18 protein-coding genes and 1 tRNA gene are annotated in these 18,740 nt (G+C 65.8%); 7 read left to right on the top strand and 12 right to left on the bottom strand.

What is annotated here, in order from left to right; all coding sequences use genetic code 11:
- Positions 1–2 precede the first annotated feature (2 nt).
- The 4 genes from ACZ5IQ_RS19205 to ACZ5IQ_RS19190 all read left to right on the top strand — a co-directional run bounded on the left by ACZ5IQ_RS19205 (position 3) and on the right by ACZ5IQ_RS19190 (position 3,369).
- Positions 3–75, top strand: a tRNA-Ala gene (locus ACZ5IQ_RS19205).
- A 124-nt stretch (positions 76–199) separates the two neighbouring features.
- Positions 200–655 carry a cyanase gene (gene cynS, locus ACZ5IQ_RS19200; protein WP_061010490.1) on the top strand — a complete coding sequence of 152 codons (456 nt, stop codon included), beginning with the start codon at positions 200–202 and terminating at the stop codon, positions 653–655.
- Positions 656–737: 82 nt separating this feature from the next.
- A complete protein-coding gene (locus ACZ5IQ_RS19195) occupies positions 738–1,613 on the top strand; it encodes an alpha/beta fold hydrolase (protein ID WP_464480111.1) in 876 nt (291 codons plus the stop codon).
- Between the two features lie 70 nt (positions 1,614–1,683).
- Positions 1,684–3,369 carry a patatin-like phospholipase family protein gene (locus ACZ5IQ_RS19190; protein ID WP_409430130.1) on the top strand — a complete coding sequence of 562 codons (1,686 nt, stop codon included), beginning with the start codon at positions 1,684–1,686 and terminating at the stop codon, positions 3,367–3,369.
- A 29-nt stretch (positions 3,370–3,398) separates the two neighbouring features.
- On the opposite strand, the gene ACZ5IQ_RS19185 is transcribed toward ACZ5IQ_RS19190, so the two are convergent.
- Both ACZ5IQ_RS19185 and ACZ5IQ_RS19180 read right to left on the bottom strand, forming a co-directional pair.
- A complete protein-coding gene (locus ACZ5IQ_RS19185) occupies positions 3,399–3,767 on the bottom strand; it encodes a hypothetical protein (protein WP_061009871.1) in 369 nt (122 codons plus the stop codon).
- An 86-nt stretch (positions 3,768–3,853) separates the two neighbouring features.
- A complete protein-coding gene (locus ACZ5IQ_RS19180; RefSeq protein ID WP_234789704.1) occupies positions 3,854–4,219 on the bottom strand; it encodes a hypothetical protein in 366 nt (121 codons plus the stop codon).
- Positions 4,220–4,349: 130 nt separating this feature from the next.
- On the opposite strand from ACZ5IQ_RS19180, the gene ACZ5IQ_RS19175 reads away from it, so the two are divergent.
- Positions 4,350–4,652, top strand: coding sequence for a DUF4333 domain-containing protein (locus ACZ5IQ_RS19175; protein ID WP_061009874.1), 303 nt, complete (start codon positions 4,350–4,352; stop codon positions 4,650–4,652).
- A 61-nt stretch (positions 4,653–4,713) separates the two neighbouring features.
- Here ACZ5IQ_RS19175 and ACZ5IQ_RS19170 read toward each other — a convergent pair whose 3' ends face one another.
- Entirely contained in the window at positions 4,714–5,457 is a 744-nt protein-coding gene (locus tag ACZ5IQ_RS19170; RefSeq protein WP_374704301.1) for a TetR/AcrR family transcriptional regulator, read from the bottom strand.
- 26 nt (positions 5,458–5,483) lie between these two features.
- Positions 5,484–6,140, bottom strand: a complete 657-nt coding sequence (locus tag ACZ5IQ_RS19165) for a TetR/AcrR family transcriptional regulator (protein ID WP_064859663.1) — start codon at positions 6,138–6,140, stop codon at positions 5,484–5,486.
- A 60-nt stretch (positions 6,141–6,200) separates the two neighbouring features.
- On the opposite strand from ACZ5IQ_RS19165, the gene ACZ5IQ_RS19160 reads away from it, so the two are divergent.
- A complete protein-coding gene (locus ACZ5IQ_RS19160; protein WP_464480110.1) occupies positions 6,201–6,893 on the top strand; it encodes a TetR/AcrR family transcriptional regulator in 693 nt (230 codons plus the stop codon).
- 13 nt (positions 6,894–6,906) lie between these two features.
- Here ACZ5IQ_RS19160 and ACZ5IQ_RS19155 read toward each other — a convergent pair whose 3' ends face one another.
- The 3 genes from ACZ5IQ_RS19155 to ACZ5IQ_RS19145 form a co-directional block, all read right to left on the bottom strand.
- Positions 6,907–8,385, bottom strand: a complete 1,479-nt coding sequence (locus tag ACZ5IQ_RS19155) for a mechanosensitive ion channel domain-containing protein (protein ID WP_464480109.1) — start codon at positions 8,383–8,385, stop codon at positions 6,907–6,909.
- A 3-nt stretch (positions 8,386–8,388) separates the two neighbouring features.
- Complete coding sequence (locus tag ACZ5IQ_RS19150; protein ID WP_464480108.1) at positions 8,389–10,587, bottom strand: adenylate/guanylate cyclase domain-containing protein; 2,199 nt, start codon at positions 10,585–10,587, stop codon at positions 8,389–8,391.
- A gap of 124 nt (positions 10,588–10,711) precedes the next feature.
- A complete protein-coding gene (locus ACZ5IQ_RS19145) occupies positions 10,712–11,296 on the bottom strand; it encodes a TetR/AcrR family transcriptional regulator (RefSeq protein ID WP_029105473.1) in 585 nt (194 codons plus the stop codon).
- A gap of 124 nt (positions 11,297–11,420) precedes the next feature.
- Here ACZ5IQ_RS19145 and ACZ5IQ_RS19140 point away from each other — a divergent pair, with 124 nt between their 5' ends.
- A complete protein-coding gene (locus ACZ5IQ_RS19140) occupies positions 11,421–13,184 on the top strand; it encodes an acyl-CoA dehydrogenase (protein WP_061009931.1) in 1,764 nt (587 codons plus the stop codon).
- 67 nt (positions 13,185–13,251) lie between these two features.
- Here the strand turns inward: ACZ5IQ_RS19140 and ACZ5IQ_RS19135 are convergent, their stop codons facing one another.
- From ACZ5IQ_RS19135 to ACZ5IQ_RS19115, 5 genes are all read right to left on the bottom strand, one after another.
- Positions 13,252–15,546: an alkaline phosphatase family protein gene (locus ACZ5IQ_RS19135; protein WP_464480107.1), complete on the bottom strand. Its 2,295-nt coding sequence runs from the start codon at positions 15,544–15,546 to the stop codon at positions 13,252–13,254.
- A 202-nt stretch (positions 15,547–15,748) separates the two neighbouring features.
- Entirely contained in the window at positions 15,749–16,162 is a 414-nt protein-coding gene (locus ACZ5IQ_RS19130; protein WP_061009885.1) for a hypothetical protein, read from the bottom strand.
- A gap of 187 nt (positions 16,163–16,349) precedes the next feature.
- On the bottom strand, positions 16,350–16,685 hold the full coding sequence (locus tag ACZ5IQ_RS19125) for a GerW family sporulation protein (protein ID WP_135357314.1): 336 nt from the start codon (positions 16,683–16,685) through the stop codon (positions 16,350–16,352).
- Positions 16,686–16,761: 76 nt separating this feature from the next.
- Positions 16,762–17,259: a TspO/MBR family protein gene (locus tag ACZ5IQ_RS19120; protein ID WP_135357315.1), complete on the bottom strand. Its 498-nt coding sequence runs from the start codon at positions 17,257–17,259 to the stop codon at positions 16,762–16,764.
- A gap of 90 nt (positions 17,260–17,349) precedes the next feature.
- Positions 17,350–18,729, bottom strand: a complete 1,380-nt coding sequence (locus tag ACZ5IQ_RS19115) for a cryptochrome/photolyase family protein (RefSeq protein WP_135357316.1) — start codon at positions 18,727–18,729, stop codon at positions 17,350–17,352.
- Positions 18,730–18,740: the final 11 nt, after the last annotated feature.

Genomic DNA, 18,740 nt, shown 5'->3' with positions numbered 1-18,740 from the left:
AAGGGGCTATGGCGCAGCTGGTAGCGCACCACACTGGCAGTGTGGGGGTCAGGGGTTCGAGTCCCCTTAGCTCCACAAGTAAACCCGTTCTGACTCCGGTCAGGGCGGGTTTTCTCGTTGCGCGGCGCGCTGCGGTTGATCCTGCGGCAGCGCAGAACTCGTAATTCCTCAGTAACACCGGTCCACGAAGCTGTACCGCATGACACGAGATCAAGTAACCGAAGCGATCGTCGCCGCGCGCCTGGCGAAAGGCCTGACGTGGCAACAGTTGGCGGATGCGGTCGAGCGTCCGTTGGTGTGGACGATCGCGGCACTGCTCGGCCAGCACCCGGTGCCGGCAGAACTGGGCGCCAAGGTCGTGGAACTGCTCGGTCTCGACGAGTCCGTCGTTCCCGTTCTGGCCGCCGTTCCGATGCGCGGCGGGTTGCCGACCGCGGTGCCCACCGACCCGACCATCTACCGGCTCTACGAAGCGCTTTCGGTATATGGACCAGCGCTCAAGGAAGTCATTCACGAGCAGTTCGGTGACGGCATCATGAGCGCCATCAACTTCAGCATCGACCTGCAACGTAAGTCCCACCCAGGCGGCGACCGCGTGGTGATCACGTTCGACGGGAAGTTCCTGCCCTATGAATGGAACGCGGCGACGAACTGATCGCTGCCGACCGCCTGGTGTCCCGGCCGCAAGAAGGCGCCACCTGTCGACCAGCGAACTTACCGCGCGGTAAGATGCGCGCATGACGCAGCGCAGCATGCCCACTCTCGATGGCGTGACCCATGAATATGTGCAGGCCGGTGACGTGAAAATCCACGTGGCTGTGGCCGGGCCGGAGGGTGGACGCCCCGTCGTGCTGCTGCACGGCTGGCCGGAGAACTGGTTCATGTGGCACAAGGTCATTCCGGCGCTGGCCGATGCCGGCTACCGGGTGCACGCCATGGACCTGCGCGGCGCCGGCTGGAGCGAGGTCACCCCGAAGGGTTACGAGAAGGAACAGTTCGCCTCCGACGTGCTGGCCGCGGCGACGGCGCTGGGGCTGGACACCTTCGACCTGGTGGGTCATGACTGGGGCGGCTGGACCGCACAGCTGGTGGCGTTGAAGGCGCCGGCGCGCGTCAAGCGGTTGGCGATCCTCAACATCCCGCCGGTGTGGCAGGAGCCGGGCCGCGTCGCACGGCATGCCCACAAACTCGCGTACCAACTTGTCGTGGGCGCTCCGGTCGTCGGACCGCTGTCGCACCTGTCACCGACGCTGTGGTGGTTCATCCGCCGCAGCGGCATGCCCCAGGAGTCGGTGGACTTCTTCCGCGGCTGCTTCCGCGACCGTGACCGTCGTGTCGCGGGCTCCAAGATCTACCGTTCCATGGTCGGCAAGGAGTTCGCGAAACTGGCGCGTGGTCCTTACGACGACCAGAAGCTCGCGATGCCGGTGCGCGTGCTGTTCGGTCTCGACGATGTGGCGGTGCACCCGTCGCTGCTGGAGGGCTTCAAGGACCACGCCGACGATCTGAACATCACCGAGGTGCCCAACTGCGGTCACTTCATCATCGACGAGCAGCCCGATCTCGTGATCAAGTGGCTCTCGGACGTGCTGGCCGAGTCGCGACAGAGCTGACGTTGTCGGGCAGTTCTGGCAATCCGACCCAACCGCCGCGGCCGGATGCCCGGTGGCGAACAATGATCTGATGGTGAATCCCGAGCTCGTACCGTTCGGCGACGTGTCCACCGAGTTGGCGGTGATCGAGGCCGCGGAACCCCCGGGCCTTCCGGGCAGCAATCCGACTCTCGCGCTGCAGCATATGGAAGCCGCGCTGGTTCGGGCCGACCTCGAATGCCCCGACGTGCTCAGCCCCGAGCAGTTCCGGCGTTTGCGCTACCTGTTGAGCTTCGCGCGTCTGACGGTGTTCGAACCGGGCGCGGCCGGTCCGGGCGGTACCCGGGGTCGCGGCGATGTGACGGTCGGTGACGAGATCGCCGGCTTCCGCGCGCGAGTGATCGATGCGCTGTACCACGCACTGCGCGGGCGGACCACCGCACAGGAACGGTTGGACGCGGCGAAGGCGATCCTCGCGAGTTTCGCCGAGGACGTCGACTACGAGCGGTCGCTGCTGCTGGAGCGCCACGCCAACGACTTCTCCGCGGCCGAACTCGATGCCGAACTCGGTTACAAGACCTACGTCGCGGTCCTGGGCGGCGGGGGTGGCGCCGGCTACGTCTACCTGGGCGGCATGCAGCGCATGCTCGCGGCGGGCCTGCCGCCCGCCTACATGTTGACCAACTCGTTCGGCGCCATCGTCGGCAGCGTCATGGCCCGCGTCCTGCCGGTGCCCATCGAGGACTACGTCGCCTGGGCGAAGACCGTCACCTACCGCGGCGTCCTGGCCCCGGCCCGGACCCGCCGTCGCCACGGACTCAATGGCCTGTTCTCGTTGCAGTTCAACGAATTCGCCAAGGAGATGTTCACGCGCGAAGACGGTGAACCGATGCGGATGACGGATCTCTCGATCCCGTACGAGACCGTCGTCGCCGGCGTCCGGAAGCAGTCCTTCGACCGGCTGCCCGGCCAGTTCCATCCGTCGCACTTCACGATGATGGGTGTACGAGCGCTCGAGCACCTCAAGCTGGGCTACGCCCCCGGCGTCGTCAACCGGCTGTGGCAGGTCGCCGCGTTCATCGATTCCCGCGTCGTCAAGCCGATCGTGCTCGGCGGCGACGATCTGACGGCCGACTTCAATGTCGTTGACGCCGCGAGCTTTTCGTCGGCGATCCCGGGGATTCTGCATCATGAGTCGAGTGATCCGCGGATGTGGGGCCTGCTCGATCAGCTGCTCGTGGAGAAGGATGTCGCCGCGTTGGTCGACGGGGGAGCGGCGAGCAACGTCCCGATCGAGCTGGCGTGGAAGCGAATTCAGGACGGTCGCCTCGGCACCCGCAACGCGTGCTACATCGGCTGGGACTGCTTCCACCCGCAATGGAACCCGAGACACCTTTGGCTGCAACCGATTACCCAGGCGCTGCAGTTGCAGATGGTCCGCAACGCACCGTTCGCCGACCGTGTCATCCGGTTCAGCCCCACGCTGTCTCCGGTGACGCTGGCCGCCGCGCCGGAAGCCATCGACCGCGCGATCGAATGGGGCAACGCCTCGGTGGAGAGTTCGGTGCCGTTCGTGCAAAGGCTCACCGAACCGGTGTGGTGGCAGGGAAGTCAGCCGCCGCAGGTCGATCGGACACCGGTTCGAGTCTCCGCACCGCTGCAGCCGATGGCCACGATTCTGGACGGTGCCCGGCGCGCCGCCGAGTACGTCCCGCGGGTCACGCGGGTACGGCGCCGGGTCGCGGCCGTCGGGGACCGCATCCGCAAGTCGCAGTGACGGCGCCGCCCAGCCGTCACTGCGACGGGTCACCACATCAGGCCGAAGACGAAGCCGAACGACAGCTCCTCGACGGGGACACCCGTCCGAGCGGCGCGGCTGCGCTGCGCCGAAGTTGTCGGGTTGAACGTAATGGCGCCGTACACCGCGGTTGCGATGCCCCCGATGGCGAACGAGAACAGCACACTTTCGATGTCGAACCCCGTCATGAGATTGATATCGAAAAGTGTTGGCGGGTAACAGTATTCGGGAACGCGGTGCGGTTCGGTGAGTCCGCAAAGTGCGGTGGCGGCGCTGACCCGCAGGATCAGCGGGCGTCGCAGATGGCTTGAATGCCACCACAACGCCAGCCAGATGAGGAGGAGGCCCAAGCTTCCGGCCAGATATGCAAACCTCATCGCCGCGCCTGCCTCGGTGGACGGAAGAGCAACTGCCGTGACTTTTCCACTGTGACTGGCGGATACCCGTTGACCGCAGGGGCTAACTACTTTCGTGTGGTCGTGATCGGAGTCTGAACGCCAGTCTTGGTGGGGGACTTCGGAGTGCCTTGCCGGGGTGTGACGTCGCTGCCAGGGATGCTGTCGTCGCAGAAGCCGTCAGGTCCCGCGCACTGTCCACTCAGCAATGCGTCGTTGATCTGGTCGAGCGCCCTCTGATGCCCGGAATCGACCTGCTGGCAGTTCGGTGTGGCCTCGTTACAGACCGCGAATGCCGGCGCGGCCGTCCAGCTCGAGGCGATGAGCATCAGGGCAGGGGCCGCTGCGACGCCAACCGCCGCGATCAGCCGGTTTGTCCTGGTGTTGTGGGTATTGGTCATGATTAACGTCCGATTTTCAAAGTTGGGCCCCACGGTGAGGCTCCGCCTATAGGTAGGAGCGGCCACCGAACAGAAACGGGACGCTTATTTCGGAACGCGTTTGATCACCACGCAGAGTTGGGTCTCCAACGCATTTCCAACCGACGTGCCTACGGTTCCTTGCATGACCCGATCCATCGGTTTCATCGGCACGACCGTCATCGTCGGGGTCCTCACGCTGCAGTTGAGCGCGTGTACCTCGACCATCAAACCGGAAGGCGCCGCGCAGTCGGTGACCGACATGGTGAGCAGCAAGACCGGATTCCATCCGACCGATGTCAAGTGCCCGTCGGGCATCGACGCCAAGGTCGGCGGCGAATTCGACTGCACTTTCACCGGCCCGGAGGGTCCCTACAAGGCGCACCTGAAGATCACCAGTGTCGACGGTGACAAGGTCGGTTTCGACATCAAGACGAACCGGAGTTAGGTCACGCGCGGGCGGCGGTGTCTCCGTGCGGCGACATTAATCGGCGTGGTGTCGGGCCGGCTCACGAGCGCGCTGATCTGCGCGCTCGTGCCGCCTTGGTGTTGGCCGCGATCAGGAGCTCAGCGTGGTCGAGAATGCACTCGAGCCCGAAGTCGAAATTCACCTCGTCCAGAGTGCAGAGTTGCCGACCGTCCCGAAGCGCCTGCGCGAGTAGTGGTGTGGTCCCGGGATCGACAAGGGGAGCGTCCTTGCGCCCGTCCCGTCCCGCTTCGGGGGTCATCTTTTCCCGAAGGCGTTGCAGCACAACCGATCCACGGACGTGAACTGATACCGCTGTATAGACGTCCAACGCAGCCTCCGGTGTCAGCCCGGCTTCGACCAAACTGGAGATGGCGTGCTCGACGGCTTGTACGCCCAAGCCGTCGGTGTGTAGGGCGTGTGGGGATCGAATGAGGATCAGGTCGCACATCACCGGGTTGTCCACAAATATTTGACGCATCGCGCGGGCATGGCTGCGTAACGCGGACCGCCAGTTCTCGGCAACGGAATAGACCGCGGAAAGCGCATACTCTCGCAAGGCGAGGTCCGTCATGGCGTCCAGCAGGTCGTCCTTTTTGCGGAAGTACCAGTAGATGCTCGTGACACCGACGTCGAGATGCTTTCCCAGCATCGGCATGCTGAGATTGTCGATCGAAACCTGTTCGGCGAGTTCGAAAGCACCGCTGACGATGTCGTCGGGATTGATGGAACCTCGTTCGCGCCGCCGGCGCTTGTCTGCGGTTGCCTCTGTTGTCACTGCGGGCACCCCATCTCGAATTCCGTTTCCAATTCTCACTTTGGCGCGGCGAACCCGTTGGCCAAGAAATCCCATAGTTCGTCGGTGGTGATGGAATCTGCGGCTGCGCTGTCGGTGGTCCCACTGGATTGAGCGATGAACATCACCGTCTGCATGGCCATCGCCGCCATTCGAGCCGGATTGGCACTCGGCCGAAGTTCGCCTGCGGCACTGGCATTTTCCATCAACTCGGTGAGCAACGACAGCAAAGGTGCTTGGGCGATTTTGACCTCATCCGGATGCGTGACCACGAGTCGCGGAGCGAAGTCGGTGAACAGTGGCTGCCTGGCCGCTGGGTCGGGTCGGCACAGTTCGAAGAGCAGCTCGATGGAAATCTTGAGGCGATTCAGCGGGTCACTCTCGGGGTCGGCGGCGGCCCGAATCTGGTCGGCTGCGCGGTTCAGCGCATCTTCGAATAGCGCCAGCAGTAATTCATGCTTGCCGTCGAACTGCAGGTAGAAGCTACGCAGCGACTGGCCTGAGCGGTCGACGACCTCCTGGACAGTGAAGTCCGTGGTGCCCTTCTCGAGGATGATCGACTGAGCCGCGTCCATGAATCGTTGGACTCGTTGGGCTGCCCGGAGTTTCGCCGTCTTGACTGAGCGCTCGACCGCGCGTTGTTTCCAGATCGGATCGTCTGTCGGGCTGGTCACCACACGCCCAGGTCATCGGCGGAAAACACTCATGAATTGTACCCGAACCCAGGCTGGCGGATGCTCGTGCCGAGCGCCTGCTTAGCATCATGGCGTCGCCGTCACGTGGTGGAACCGCGAGAATGGCGCCCGGCGGCAGCGGTGGAGAAAGGTGGTGACGGTATGGCATCGGAGCGCAGGATCGCTGGTCCCGAGTCGAAGAACCGCGGAGCCCTACTCGATGCCGCCGAGGCGCTGATGCTCGACGAGGGCTACGCCGCGGTGACATCGCGGCGGGTCGCTGAAAGGGCAGGGCTCAAGCCGCAGCTGGTGCACTACTACTTCCGCACCATGGATGATCTGTTCCTGGCTGCGATCCGGCGCAGGATCGAGCAGGAATTGGCATCGCAGGCCCAGATCCTACGGGCGCCGAACCCGTTGCGGGCGTTGTGGAATGCCCTCATCGACAACCGTGATTTCGGACTGATCACGGAATACACGGCACTCGCCAATCATCGGAAAGCGCTGCGGGCCGAGATCGCGGCCGCAGCGCAGCAGTTTCTGGAAGCGCAGGCTGAGACTGTCCGGTCCGTCCTGTCGCGGCACGGCATCGCCGCCGAGGATCTACCGCCGGTTGTGGCGACGTCCTTGATCGTCGGGACGGCGCAACTGCTGTCCATGCATGCGTCGCTTGGGTTGTCAGGCGGTCGTGACGACATCGTCGAGTTCTTCGATCGACACATCAGCAAGTTCGACGGGACGGCCGAGACGTGATGCCTGTCGGGAGCTAAGAGGAATGCAGCCCGTTGGCTCCACCGGCAGTGCCGAGTTGTGCGGCCCCGGCATCACGAATTGCCTTGGCGCGGTCTGCTTTCCCCGCAGATTTGATGGTGGCTCTGGCCTCGCTCCGCCGTTCGTCGATGAGGCGGCCGAACTCCCGGGACAGTTGGGGCCGGTCGGTGAGCAGGCGCTGGATTTCGTCGTGCTCGATCTGCAGCAGGGTGACTTCGTCGAGGGCGTGCACGTAGGCGAGGTTGGCCTGGTGGGTGAACGCGGCGACGCCGATGAGCGCGCCCTTGTCCAGGCTGCGCACGCCGGCGACTGAACCATCGGCCGTCGGCACGGTCAACCGGACCCGGCCTGACACCACCACGTTGATGGTTTTCGGGACCTCGCCGGGCGCCTGGATGAGCTCGCCGGTGCCGTACCGGATCAGGCGTGCGTACGGGGCGAGAGCTTGCTGGTCGGCCTTGTTCAGCCGGAGTGCGGGCGCCGCCGCCTCCTCGAGCGCTTCGTCGACACGTTTCGGGGTGGAGTAGTCGTCGGCCACACCGTCGAGATGCAGCTTGTCGCGCCGGGCCGCGTACCAGGCCCAGCGCAGGAAGGTGGCCTGCACGGCGTCGTCGTCCCCGGGCGATTTGAGCCCGATGGTGGTGCGGTACTTGTGATCGCCGATGGGCACGGTGCTGGGCTCGACGTCGTCGCCGCGGTTGGGCAGGGCAGCCGCAATCCGGGTGAGCATCGCGCACACCTGGTCGGGAGGGTCACTGGCGGCGAACGTGGTGGTGACGGTGGTGTGCGAGGTGGCCAGCCGGCTCAGGTTGGTGAACGACGTGCCGGCCAGCACCGAGTTCGGAGTGATCTGTACGCCGGTGCTGGACTCGATGTGCACGGCGCGCCAGTTGACTTCGACGACGCGGCCACGCGCCGCGGCGGTGTCCAGCCAGTCGCCCATCCGGAACGGCTGCTCGAACAACATGAACAACCCGGACACGATCTGCCCGACGGAGTGCTGCAGCATGAGGCCGAGGACCACGGAGCTGACACCGACCGCGGTGAAGACGCCCTTGACGTTGCTGCCCCAGATATATCGGGAGATCACCGCCAAGCCCAGGATGATGAGCACCATCCGGGCCACGTCGACGAAGATGCGGGGGATGCGGCTGCGCCACGAGGTCTCCGGGGCGTTCGCGAACATCGTGTTGCTCAAGCCGGACAGCACCAGCAGCAGCACCAGGAACACCAGGACGGTCGCCACGATGCGGATGGGAACGTCGCGGGCGGGGACGATCGCCACCTTGAGCATCAGCAGCAGCACGGCGATCACAGGGAGCACATACGTGCGCAGGAGCCCGACGGGCGCGGCGAGCGGGCTGCGCCGGCGGATCAGGGACCGGCGCCACTCGGTCAGGACGATCAGGCCGACAGGTAGCCCGATGGCGATCGCTGCGACCCACAGGAACCATGACGAACCGGAGGAGTACACGGCCTACCGCCGCCCCGCCAGCCGCCAGATGGGCTCTTCGACGTCGTCGACCGTGTGCTGCCCGGCCGGCGTGAACCGGTGGGTGTCGTGCACGGCGTCGTACACCCGCCCGGTGATGTAAATCCCGGGCTCGGCGCCGCCGGCCTGAATTTGATAGGCCAAATCGACTGCGCTGCCCCACATGTCGTACATCATGGTGGCGCCGCCCACCAGGCCGCTGGTGACGGTGCCGGTGTCGATGCCGGCCCGGAAACCGAGCTGCAGATTGTCCTCGTCGTTGAGGCGGGCCACGATGCGCTGCAACTCGATCGCGAAGTTGACGATGCGCTCGACGTTGTCCAGCCGGGGCACATTCAATCCGCAGCTCGCCGTGTAGCCGTTGCGCAGGATGCGCACCGGCTCGACCCCGCTGCGTTCGGCGGCGTCGTCGAACTGGCGGACCAATTCGTTGACCACAGTGAGGAATTCGTCGGCCGGCAGCGCACTGGAGAGGGCGTCGAGGCCGTCGATGTCGGCGAAGAGCACCGCGACGTCCTGGTGGTTCTCGCTGATCGTCTCCTCGCCGCTGCGATAGCGCTCGATGACCGATTCGGGCATCAGCGAGCGCAGCAGCTGGGCGTTCTCGCGGCGTTCGCGGCGCAGCAGGTCGTCCTTGATCCCGAGCAGCCGGCTCATGTCGTTGAATGTCTTGGTCAGATCCCCGAATTCGTCGCGCGTCCGCACCGGGATCATCGCGTCGTAGTCGCCCCGGCTGACTTTCTGGGCCCCGGCCTCGAGCCGTCGGATGGGCCGCACGAACAGTTGCGCGAGTGCCATGGCGGCCAGGCAGTCCAGGATGACGATCGCCGTCACCGCCACGCCCATGGTTCTGGTGAAGACGCGTTCGGGCGCAAAGGCTTCCGCGGTGTCGATCTTCGCGACGATCGACCAGTTGACGTCGGGGCCGACGGTCACCGGCGCATACGACTGCAGCGTTTCCTGACCGAGGTAGTCGGTGGCGATCAGGACCCCCGACTGGCCGCGCTGCGCGGCGCGGGTGGCGGGGCCGCCGACGGGTTGCAGCAGCGTGGTGCCGCCGAGCCGGACGGCCCGCTCAGCCAACTCGGCCGGTGTCCCGGCCGCAACGACATCGTGTTGATAAGTCTGCCGATTCTCTTCGAAGAGGCGGGAATTCGACCGCATGAGGTCGTCGGTCCCGGCGAGGTAGGTCTCGCCGGTCGAGCCCAGACCGTTCGCCTGCCACTTGCCGTTGAATGTCATCAGCGCGTTCAGCCCGGAGATCGGGAATTGCAGCGCCACGACTCCCACCGTGCGTCCGGCCGTCACGACCGGCGCGGCCATCCAGGCGATGGGGTGGTCGGCGGCCGGGTGATAGGTCTGGTAGTCGGTGACGGCGACATACCCGACGCGGTCGGCGCCCATCGCCTTGGCGTAGGCCTCGTGCAGGTTGCCCTGTTGGTACGGACCGGACAGGACGTTCGTACCGAGGTCCGCCCGTTTCTTGGCCGAGTACACGACATTGCCGGCGGCATCGATCAACAGGGCGTCGCCGTAGCCGAACAGCCGCACGATCTCTTGGAAGAACGGGTTGTAGCGGGCCGAGGCGGCGCCCCAGGCGGTGGGATCGGGCGGCGGTGGTGGGCCGTTTGGCCGTGCCGCGGCGACGGTGTACCGGGCCTGCAGGTACTTGGCCGCGTTGGACGACGGCAACAGCACGTCGAGGTTCAGCTTGGCCCCCGTCGCCCGTTCGACAGGGTTGATCAGTTCCTGGTTGTAGTAGTCGATGATCGCCTGCTGCTCAGCGGGATCGATTGTGGCATTGGCCAATTCGTTGAACCCGGTGCTGAAGGCCTGCACGGCTTCGGCCATCGCGGGCCCGCTGGTGTAGATGAGCAGAGCGTTCTTCAGGTTGGTCACCTGGGCGGCGAACTGCCGGGACTGCGTCTCACGGACCTGCGTCAACCGGTCGAAGGCGGCGTTGCGCAACGAGGCCTGTCCGGTCTGATATCCGATGAAACCCACGATGGCGGCCGAGACGATGCTCGCGGCCAACAACATCGTGATGAGCTTCGACTGGATGCTGAATCTGCCGCGCACGCGGCGCAACCGGACCTCGGTCGTTGGCGCGTCGCCCGTGGTGGCCGGGCTGTCGTCTGCCGCCGTCGCGACCTCTTCGCGGTCCTCCGGTGGAGGGTTGACCATCGGGCCTCCTGTCGTCGGCAGCAAGTACATCACGACGGCCGCCGGTCACCGGCAGGTTATGGCAGGTAGAACCCGAAAAATCGGGGGCGCGACGGCGCTTCCGGCGGAACTCCGCAGAGTGCGGTCAGCGCACCAGACGGGCGGCGACCTGGGCGTAGATCTCGCCCAGTTTGTGGGGGTCGCGGTGCGTGCGCGAGGGGAACCACCGGCAGACGTCGACGCACAGCGACGAGATCGCCATCACCACGTCGTCGAGGTTGTCGACATGGAATTCGCCTGTCGCCATGCCGGTTTCGATGATGTTGGCGATGACGGCGGTGACCTGGTGCCGCAGTGGGGCGATGGTGCGGTAGTGGGCCGGGGTCAGGCCGTGGAGTTCGTATTGCACGACCCTGGCCTGCTTGCTGTTCTCCGCATGCCAGGTGGCGAAGGCCGCGACGACCGTGTGGAAGCGTTCGGCGCTCGGTGCGGCGGCATCATCGGTGGCGCGCAGCGTCGCCAGGAGGCTGCCGTGCCCTTCCAGGGCAATGGCGTAGAGCAGTTCTTCTTTCGAGCGGTAATGCGGGTACATGGCCGTCGCGCTCATGTTGAGGCGTTTGGCGATCTGACGGGTGGAGGTGCCGCCGTAGCCGGACTCCGCGAACGCCTCGATGGCCGCCCGCCGGATGCGCTCGGCTGCGGCCGAGTCGGTCGTCCGGTCGGTCTTCATGTGCACGTGATCGTACACACAGTTGACACAGGCCTGACTGATAGGCGATATTAGCAATCGCTTAGGAAATGAGCGACTGCTAATGTCTGGCTGCATTGGAAGGTAGAACCCAGTGACTGATTTCATGTCTCGGCGCGACCTGGACTTCTTGCTGTACGAGTGGCTTGACGTCGTCGAGCTCACCAAGCACGAGCACTTCGCGGAGCACTCGCGGGACACCTTCGATGCCGTCCTCGATCTGAGCGCCGACATCGCCACCAAGCGCTTCGCGCCGCACAACAAGAAGGCCGACCACAACCCGCCGTTCGTGGACGAGGCCGGCAAGGTCGTGCTGATCGACGAGATCAAGCAGGCGCTGGACGACTTCAACGGCGCGGGCCTGATGGCCAGCTCGTTCGACGAGCGTGTCGGCGGTATGCAGCTGCCCAACGTGGTTGCGCAGTCGTCGGCCGCGTTCTTCCGTGCCGCGAACCCCGCCACTTTCTCGTACGCGTTCCTCACCGTCGGCAACGCGAACCTGCTGACCGAGTACGGCACCGAAGAGCAGATCGACACCTGGGTACGCCCGATGCTCGAGGGTCGCTACTTCGGCACCATGTGCCTCTCCGAGCCGGACGCCGGCTCGTCGCTCGCCGACATCAGCACCAAGGCCACCAAGGCGGCCGACGGCACCTACCGCGTCACCGGCACCAAGATGTGGATCACCGGTGGTGACCACGAGCTGTCCGAGAACATCGTGCACCTGGTCCTGGCCAAGGTCCCCGGCGGCGGCCCCGGCGTGAAGGGCATCTCGCTGTTCATCGTGCCGAAGTTCCTGACCGACGGCACCCGCAACGACGTCGCGCTCGTCAGCCTCAACCACAAGATGGGCAACCACGGCACCACCAACGCCCTGCTGAACTTCGGTGACGGCAGCCACCAGCCGACCGACGAGCCCGGCGCCGTCGGCTACCTCGTGGGCGAGGAGCACCGCGGTCTGGCCTACATGTTCCACATGATGAACGAGGCCCGCGTCGCCGTCGGCTCCATGGCCACCGCCATCGGCTACGCCGGTTACCTGACGTCGCTGGAGTACGCCAAGGTGCGCACCCAGGGTCGTCCGGTCGGCGACAAGGATCCGTCGCGGGCGCAGGTCGCGATCATCGAGCACGCCGACGTCAAGCGCATGCTGCTGGCTCAGAAGTCTTACGTGGAAGGCGCTTTGGCGCTCGGCCTGTACTGCGCACGGCTGGTCGACCAGATCAAGATCTTCACCGGCGCCGAGCGTGACGAGGCCGAGCTGATGCTCGAGGTCCTCACGCCGATCGCCAAGAGCTGGCCGTCGCAGTGGTGCCTGGAAGCCAACAACCTCGGCATCCAGATTCACGGCGGCTACGGCTACACCACCGAGTACGACGTCGAGCAGCAGTACCGCGACAACCGCCTCAACGCCATTCACGAAGGCACGCATGGCATTCACGGCATCGACCTGCTCGGCCGGAAGGTGGTCATGCAGGGCGGCGCCGGCCTGAAGCTGCTGCAGAGCCGGATCGGTGACACCGTCCAGACCGCACTGCAGTCGGAGGCGACGGCCGGCTACGCGCGTGACCTGCAGGCGCAGACCGACCGCCTCGCCGAGGTCACCGCGGCGCTGTGGGCCGCGGGCGATCCCGAGACCACGCTCGCCAACTCGACCGCTTACCTCGAAGCCGCCGGCCACATCGTGATGGCCTGGATCTGGCTGGAGCAGCTGGTTGCCGCCGGCGGCAACACCGGCAACTTCTACGACGGGAAACGTGCTGCCGCGCAGTACTTCTTCCGTTACGAGCTGCCGAAGGTGACGACCCAGCTGGACCTGCTGGCCAGCCTGGACCGCACCACCGTCGAGGCTCAGGTCGACTGGTTCTGATCCGCTGAACCAACCGGAAGTAGACGTCGGACCCGAGGTTTTTCCTCGGGTCCGACGCTCGTTTGGGCTACGGCATGACCGGCGGCGTGCCCCAGAAGTCGTTGAGCGGCACGGCGTAGGCGTCGTTGTTGGTCAGCGGCGCCAATTGCAGTGCATCCTCGATGGTGCGCAGCAGGCTGTAGTGGTTGGCATAGCTGGTGCTGGTGAAGTTACCTGAACGCATCCCGGCGTCGACGGCGCCCGGAGATGGAATCACCACGGTGACAACACGATTGCCGCCGTTGCCGAAGCCGAGCGACAGGTTGTCGGTGTCTTCGTCGAATGTGACGACGATCGCCGACTTCTGCGTCGGGTCGTTCCAGACCGCCGAATTCAGGATGGTCGGTATGGTCTGCTGAGCGAACTCGTCGGCCGCCTTGACGTTGTACTGGTGGTTGGTGAGCAGCGCCCCGATGTAGTTGAGATAGCCGCCTGGGAAGTCGAGCGGCCCTTCACCGTTGTTGGCCTCGTTGGCCGCGAACCACGCGAAGTTCGGTGTGGTGGCCGACGACGAGAGGTCTGTCGCCATCTGGGTCAGTGGGTGGAGATGCGCGGTGGCGCGGGCCTGGTTGTTGTAGATGTCGCTATATGCCAGGAACGGCAACTGGTCGGGCGCGTAACCGCTTGTCGACACGTAGGGCCCAGCGGCGGACATGCCCTGCGCGTAGCCGGCCCATGTCTTGCCTGCCGATTCGATTCTGTCGGCGAGGTTGGTGGCATCGATGCAGTTGGTCGCGCAGTTGTAGCTGAGGCCGAAGTCGGAGCCGCCGAGGATCGGGTAGTAGTTCGGATCGCTCGGGTGCGTCAGCGCGTGGTAGTCGGTCGCGACGCCGTAGGTGTCGATCAGGCTGTTGAGGTACGGCGCGTTGGCGCTGCCGACAATGTCCTTGTAGCCCTTGTTCTCCAGGTAGACCATGAAGATGTGGTCGAGTGCGCCGACCGTCGACTTCGGCGGGGTGGGCGGCGGCGGTGCAGGCAGCGACGCCCCGACGGTGAACGAGAGATCGTCGGCGAACGCGTTGTTGTAGCCGCCGGTCAGCGGGTTCAAGTCTTTCAGGGTGACGACAACTTGCGCGGTGCGGGTGCCGGCCGGGACGGTGCCTTCGGTGCTGCGCTCGAGCAGTCCGGTCTGGAACCAACGTTCGAAGGGGCCGACGGGCGCCACTTTGCCGACCCCCAGTTGCGTCCCGGTGGCGTCGAGGAACGTGACCTTGATCGACGCGGCCGAAGGATCGATCATGGCGCCGCCCAGGAAGCCGCTCAGCTTGAACGGTGTCGTGCCGGTATCGATAGCCGCGGCGGCGCCACTGAGATCGACTGTCTGGGTCAGCGTGGAGGTCGCGACATTGCCGCCTCCGAAGAACTGCGTGTCGCCCGGGGTCGGCCGATCACTGGGGAAGTTGAAGATGGCCGGGAGTGTCGGCCCCGGCGTCGGCAGACCCAACGGGAGCTGGCGCTTGGTGCCATAGGGGATGACCGTCGGCGTGCCGGTGACGGTCCAGCCGGGGATGGACACCGTGCTGCCGCCGGACAGCGAAGGATCACCGAACTCGGCACCGGGGTTGGTCAGCAGGTTCGGGCTCGTCACGTTCCAGGCGGAGACCACATGGGGTGGAAGGAGATTCGTCTCGATCTGCCTGCGCACCCAGGCCAATACCGTCCACAGGGCGGGCGAATTGGCGGGTACGTTCGACGGCAGCGTCGATACCAGCGGCCGCAGCACCACGCCGATGAGTTGCTTTGCGGCGGTGACGATCTGGTTGATCGTGTTGGGTACGGAAGGGGCCGACACGGTGGGCGTGACGACCGCCGCCGGCGGTGCGGCGGCGGTATGGGCCACCGATGCCGTCGCGGGCACGGCCGAGGTCGCGGCGACCGCTGGTGTGGGGGAGTGGTTGACCGTCGCAGTGGGCCGCGGCTGATCGGTTTTCGTTGTGGCGCTGACGGATTCGCCGGTGGTCGAGGCCGGCGCGGCCTTGGTGGCGCGGTCTGCGTGGCGGGTGGAATTCGCGTCGCGGTGCTTGCCGGCCGTCTCGGTGTTCTTGCTGTCAGCGCCCTTGTTCTTCGGCTGCCGCTTGGGCTTGTGGGGTGAGGGCACCGATCCGTCTGGCGTCGAGGCCGGCGTCGTGTCGGCCCGTGCCGCCGTCTCTGAGGTGGGCGTGTGGGGTGCCGGCTTGCCTGGGGTTGCTGCTTGTGTCGCGTGCGAGGTGTCCGTCGCCGACGGCTCGGCGTAGGCGATCGCCTGCCCCGTCGTCAGCGATACGCCGACCCCCAGAAAAACTGCCAGGGCGCCGACCCGGCCGATGTACCGTGAGCAACCCATGGTCGTTCCCTCCGCCCGCGCACTGATGGCTGTCAGCGGTAACGGTAGAAAGAATTGACGCCAGAGTCAGCATTTCTGCCTGGGATACAGCTGGGAGTATCCGTAGAGTTTCCGGGGATTTGGTGAGTGCTGCGAGGTCCGCAGTCCCCGTCAGCGGGCCGCCACCCCGTCAAACGACGGGGTGGCGGCCGCTTGCTGTCGGTCAGATGCGGATGAACGCGCTGCCCTGCATGTCCCAGACGCCCCAAGCGCCCAGGTCAGGGTTCCAGACCACCTGCATGCCGGTGGCCCAGTCCGGGAGCGCCGGTGCCGGTGGGGTGCCCATCGGCGGCACCACCGGGACCAGGACCCACGACGGCGTCGCGGTGAACGGAATACGGTCCTGCGGCATCGGCCCGCCGTGTCCAGGAGGCGGGAGGAAACCGCGTCCCGGCGGGAGCGGGTTGCCCGGTGTCCCGGCGTTTACGCCTGGTCCGGGGACGTTGGGCGACGGAAATGGCGGTGTCGGCATCGGGCCGACCGGGTCTGCCTGCGCGAGGCCGGCGCCGACGCCGAGGCCTGCCAGGCCAAGCATGCTGGTTGCAACTGCACGCGCTGCGGTCTTCTTCAAGGTCATGGGTTGAACTCCTTGCGTGTGCTCGTGATGAAAGAGGAATCGCTCTTCCGCGCTGTCCCGCGGTCGAACAACTCCACGACCCCCGCAACACCAGATACCCAGAGGCGGGCTCGCGAAACGACGCAAGTGTCGACAAGTCGACGATCTGAATCTGTGAGATGAAATCCGCGCCCGGCGCGGATGAACGTCAGCGCTGCCGACGCGAAGCCGGGTGCCCGTGGTCGGACAGGTCCGGCCACGGCGGGCGCCGCAGCAGCGCAAGGCAGCCGATTGTCGCGGCCACCAGGCCCGTCACGACACCGACCAACGCGATGCGGTCCGCATCGACGGCGGGCACCCAGGTCGTGCCACTGTCACGGATGACGAAGACGCCCAGCGGTTTTGCCGTCGGTCCGGTGCCGCCGTGGCTGACCTTGGCGACGGGGATCACAGTCGAGCCATCAGGCGTGTGGTACGGCTCGGCGAACACCCGCCCGGACGCGTCATCGGCGAACTGGTCGAGAAAAGCTTCCGGATTCGGCAACCTGGCCTCCGCGTGTATCGGGCGTGGATGCTCGCCAGCGTAGGTCGATGGCCCGGTGAGTGCCAGACCTCCGCGGCTACGACTGGCCGGCTCGGCGGTTCAGTTGCCGGATGTGCCCGCACAACACGGTGGCGAAAGCGCACCACAGCGGATACAGCGCCAGTGGTGCGGCCCGTCCGCCGATGGCGTCGACGGCCCGCCTTGACAGATCGGCGCTGCTCACCGTCAGCACGGCGCTGACGGCTGTCGCCGTTCCGAACCGGCGGCGGTTGAAGAACAACCAGGACCACGCGGCGTTGAGTACGAGGTTCAGTGCGAGCCCGTTCCGGTAGGCGCGTCGCTCGATGTCGCGGCCGGTTGCCCCCAATTCATCGATGGTGGCGGCCGACACCGCGGCGATGTCCGCATACAGCGCCGGCCAGACCACCGGAAACACCTGACGCGGCGGCTGGTAGGCCGGCTTCCGCAGTTGCGCATACCACCTCGAGCGGACCGCAGGCGCTGTTGCGGCGCCGCCGACGGCCGCGGTGACGGCTGTCGCGACTCCCGTGATCAGTAATGTCGTGACACGCATCGCAATCCTTCCCCCGGTGCGGCAGAACCGCGACGGCACTGGCCAATTGGCAGGTGCCCCCTGTCGATGCTGCCATACGCCGGGGAATCGCTACGGTTTCCGCGACGCGCGCACGGCGGCGCTTCGGGCGCCGACCGCTTGGTACCGGCGGAGCGCTTCGCCGCGTTCTTCGCCGTGATCGACGATCGCCGCCGGGTAGTCGGCCGGCCGCGATCCCGATTTGAGGTGGGGATCAACCACGTCGGCCAGTTCGGGAATCCAGCGGCGGATGTAGGCGCCGGTGGGGTCGAATTTCTGTCCTTGCGCTGTCGGATTGAACACCCGGAAGTAGGGCGCGGCATCGGTGCCGCTGCCCGCGCACCATTGCCAGCCATGCTGATTGTTGGCGATATCGGCGTCCACCAACTGCTCCATGAACCAGCGGGCGCCCCATTGCCAAGGCAGGTGCAGGTCTTTGACCAGAAAGGACGCGGCGATCATACGTACCCGGTTGGGCATGAATCCGGTCTGATGCAATTGCCGCATGCCGGCGTCGACGAACGGGAATCCGGTCTGTCCGGCCTTCCAGGCTTCGAAGAGCCGCTCTGCCGCGTCGTCGGTATCGGTCTCGATGACATCGAAGTCGCGGTTCCAGTTGTGCCAGGCGCTGTTCGGCCAGTGATGCAGTACCGCGGCATAGAAATCGCGAAAAGCAAGCTGGCGCAGGTACGCAAGGTGGCTGCTGTGGCGTAAGTCGAGGTCGGCGACCATGGTGCGGGGATGAATGGTGCCGAACTTCAAATGCACCGACATATGGCTCGTGCCGTCGATGCCGGGCAGGTCGCGGTGGTCGTCATAGTCGCCCAGTCCCTCGTCGACGAACTGCTGCCACCGGTGCCGAGCTGCCTCCTCGCCGGCGGTGAATCCGGCCGGCACACCAGTGTCTGGGGCGTCGGCAAGTTTGGACACGGCGGTCGCCACGCTGCCCGGATCGATCCACCGTGCCGATTGTGCACCGGTGCCGGCCGGTTGCCGCCAGCCGTGGTCACGCCAGCGACGGAAGAACGGCGTGAACACCTTGTATGGGCTGTCGTCGTCTTTGGTGACCCGCCCCGGCGAGATCAGGTACGGCGATCCGGTGGATATCAGGGGGATACCGTCCAGGGCGTCCTGCACGCGGCTGTCGCGGCGTCGGCCAAACGGCGAGAAATCTGCCGAGATGTGCACTGCAGTGGCATCGACTTTGTTGGCGATCAACGGAATTCGCTCTTCAGGGCGGCCACGGGTGATCAGGAGTCGGCCATCGAGTTCTGCGTTCAGGTGTCTCAAACAGTCGCCCAGGAACTGCAGACGGCGCGGGCCCGACGACGCCTCGAGGCGCGGGTCGAGCACAAAGCACGCGAGTACGTCACGGTCCTGGTCGATCGCAGCCGCCAGCGCGGGCAGGTCATGCAGCCGCAGGTCGCGACGGAACCACAGTAGGGATGGCATCGGTCCATCTT

It is taken from the genome of Mycobacterium toneyamaense (assembly GCF_055384815.1).
Note: the sequence above shows the minus strand (reverse complement) of the source record. Positions and strands in the feature narration are given on the sequence as shown.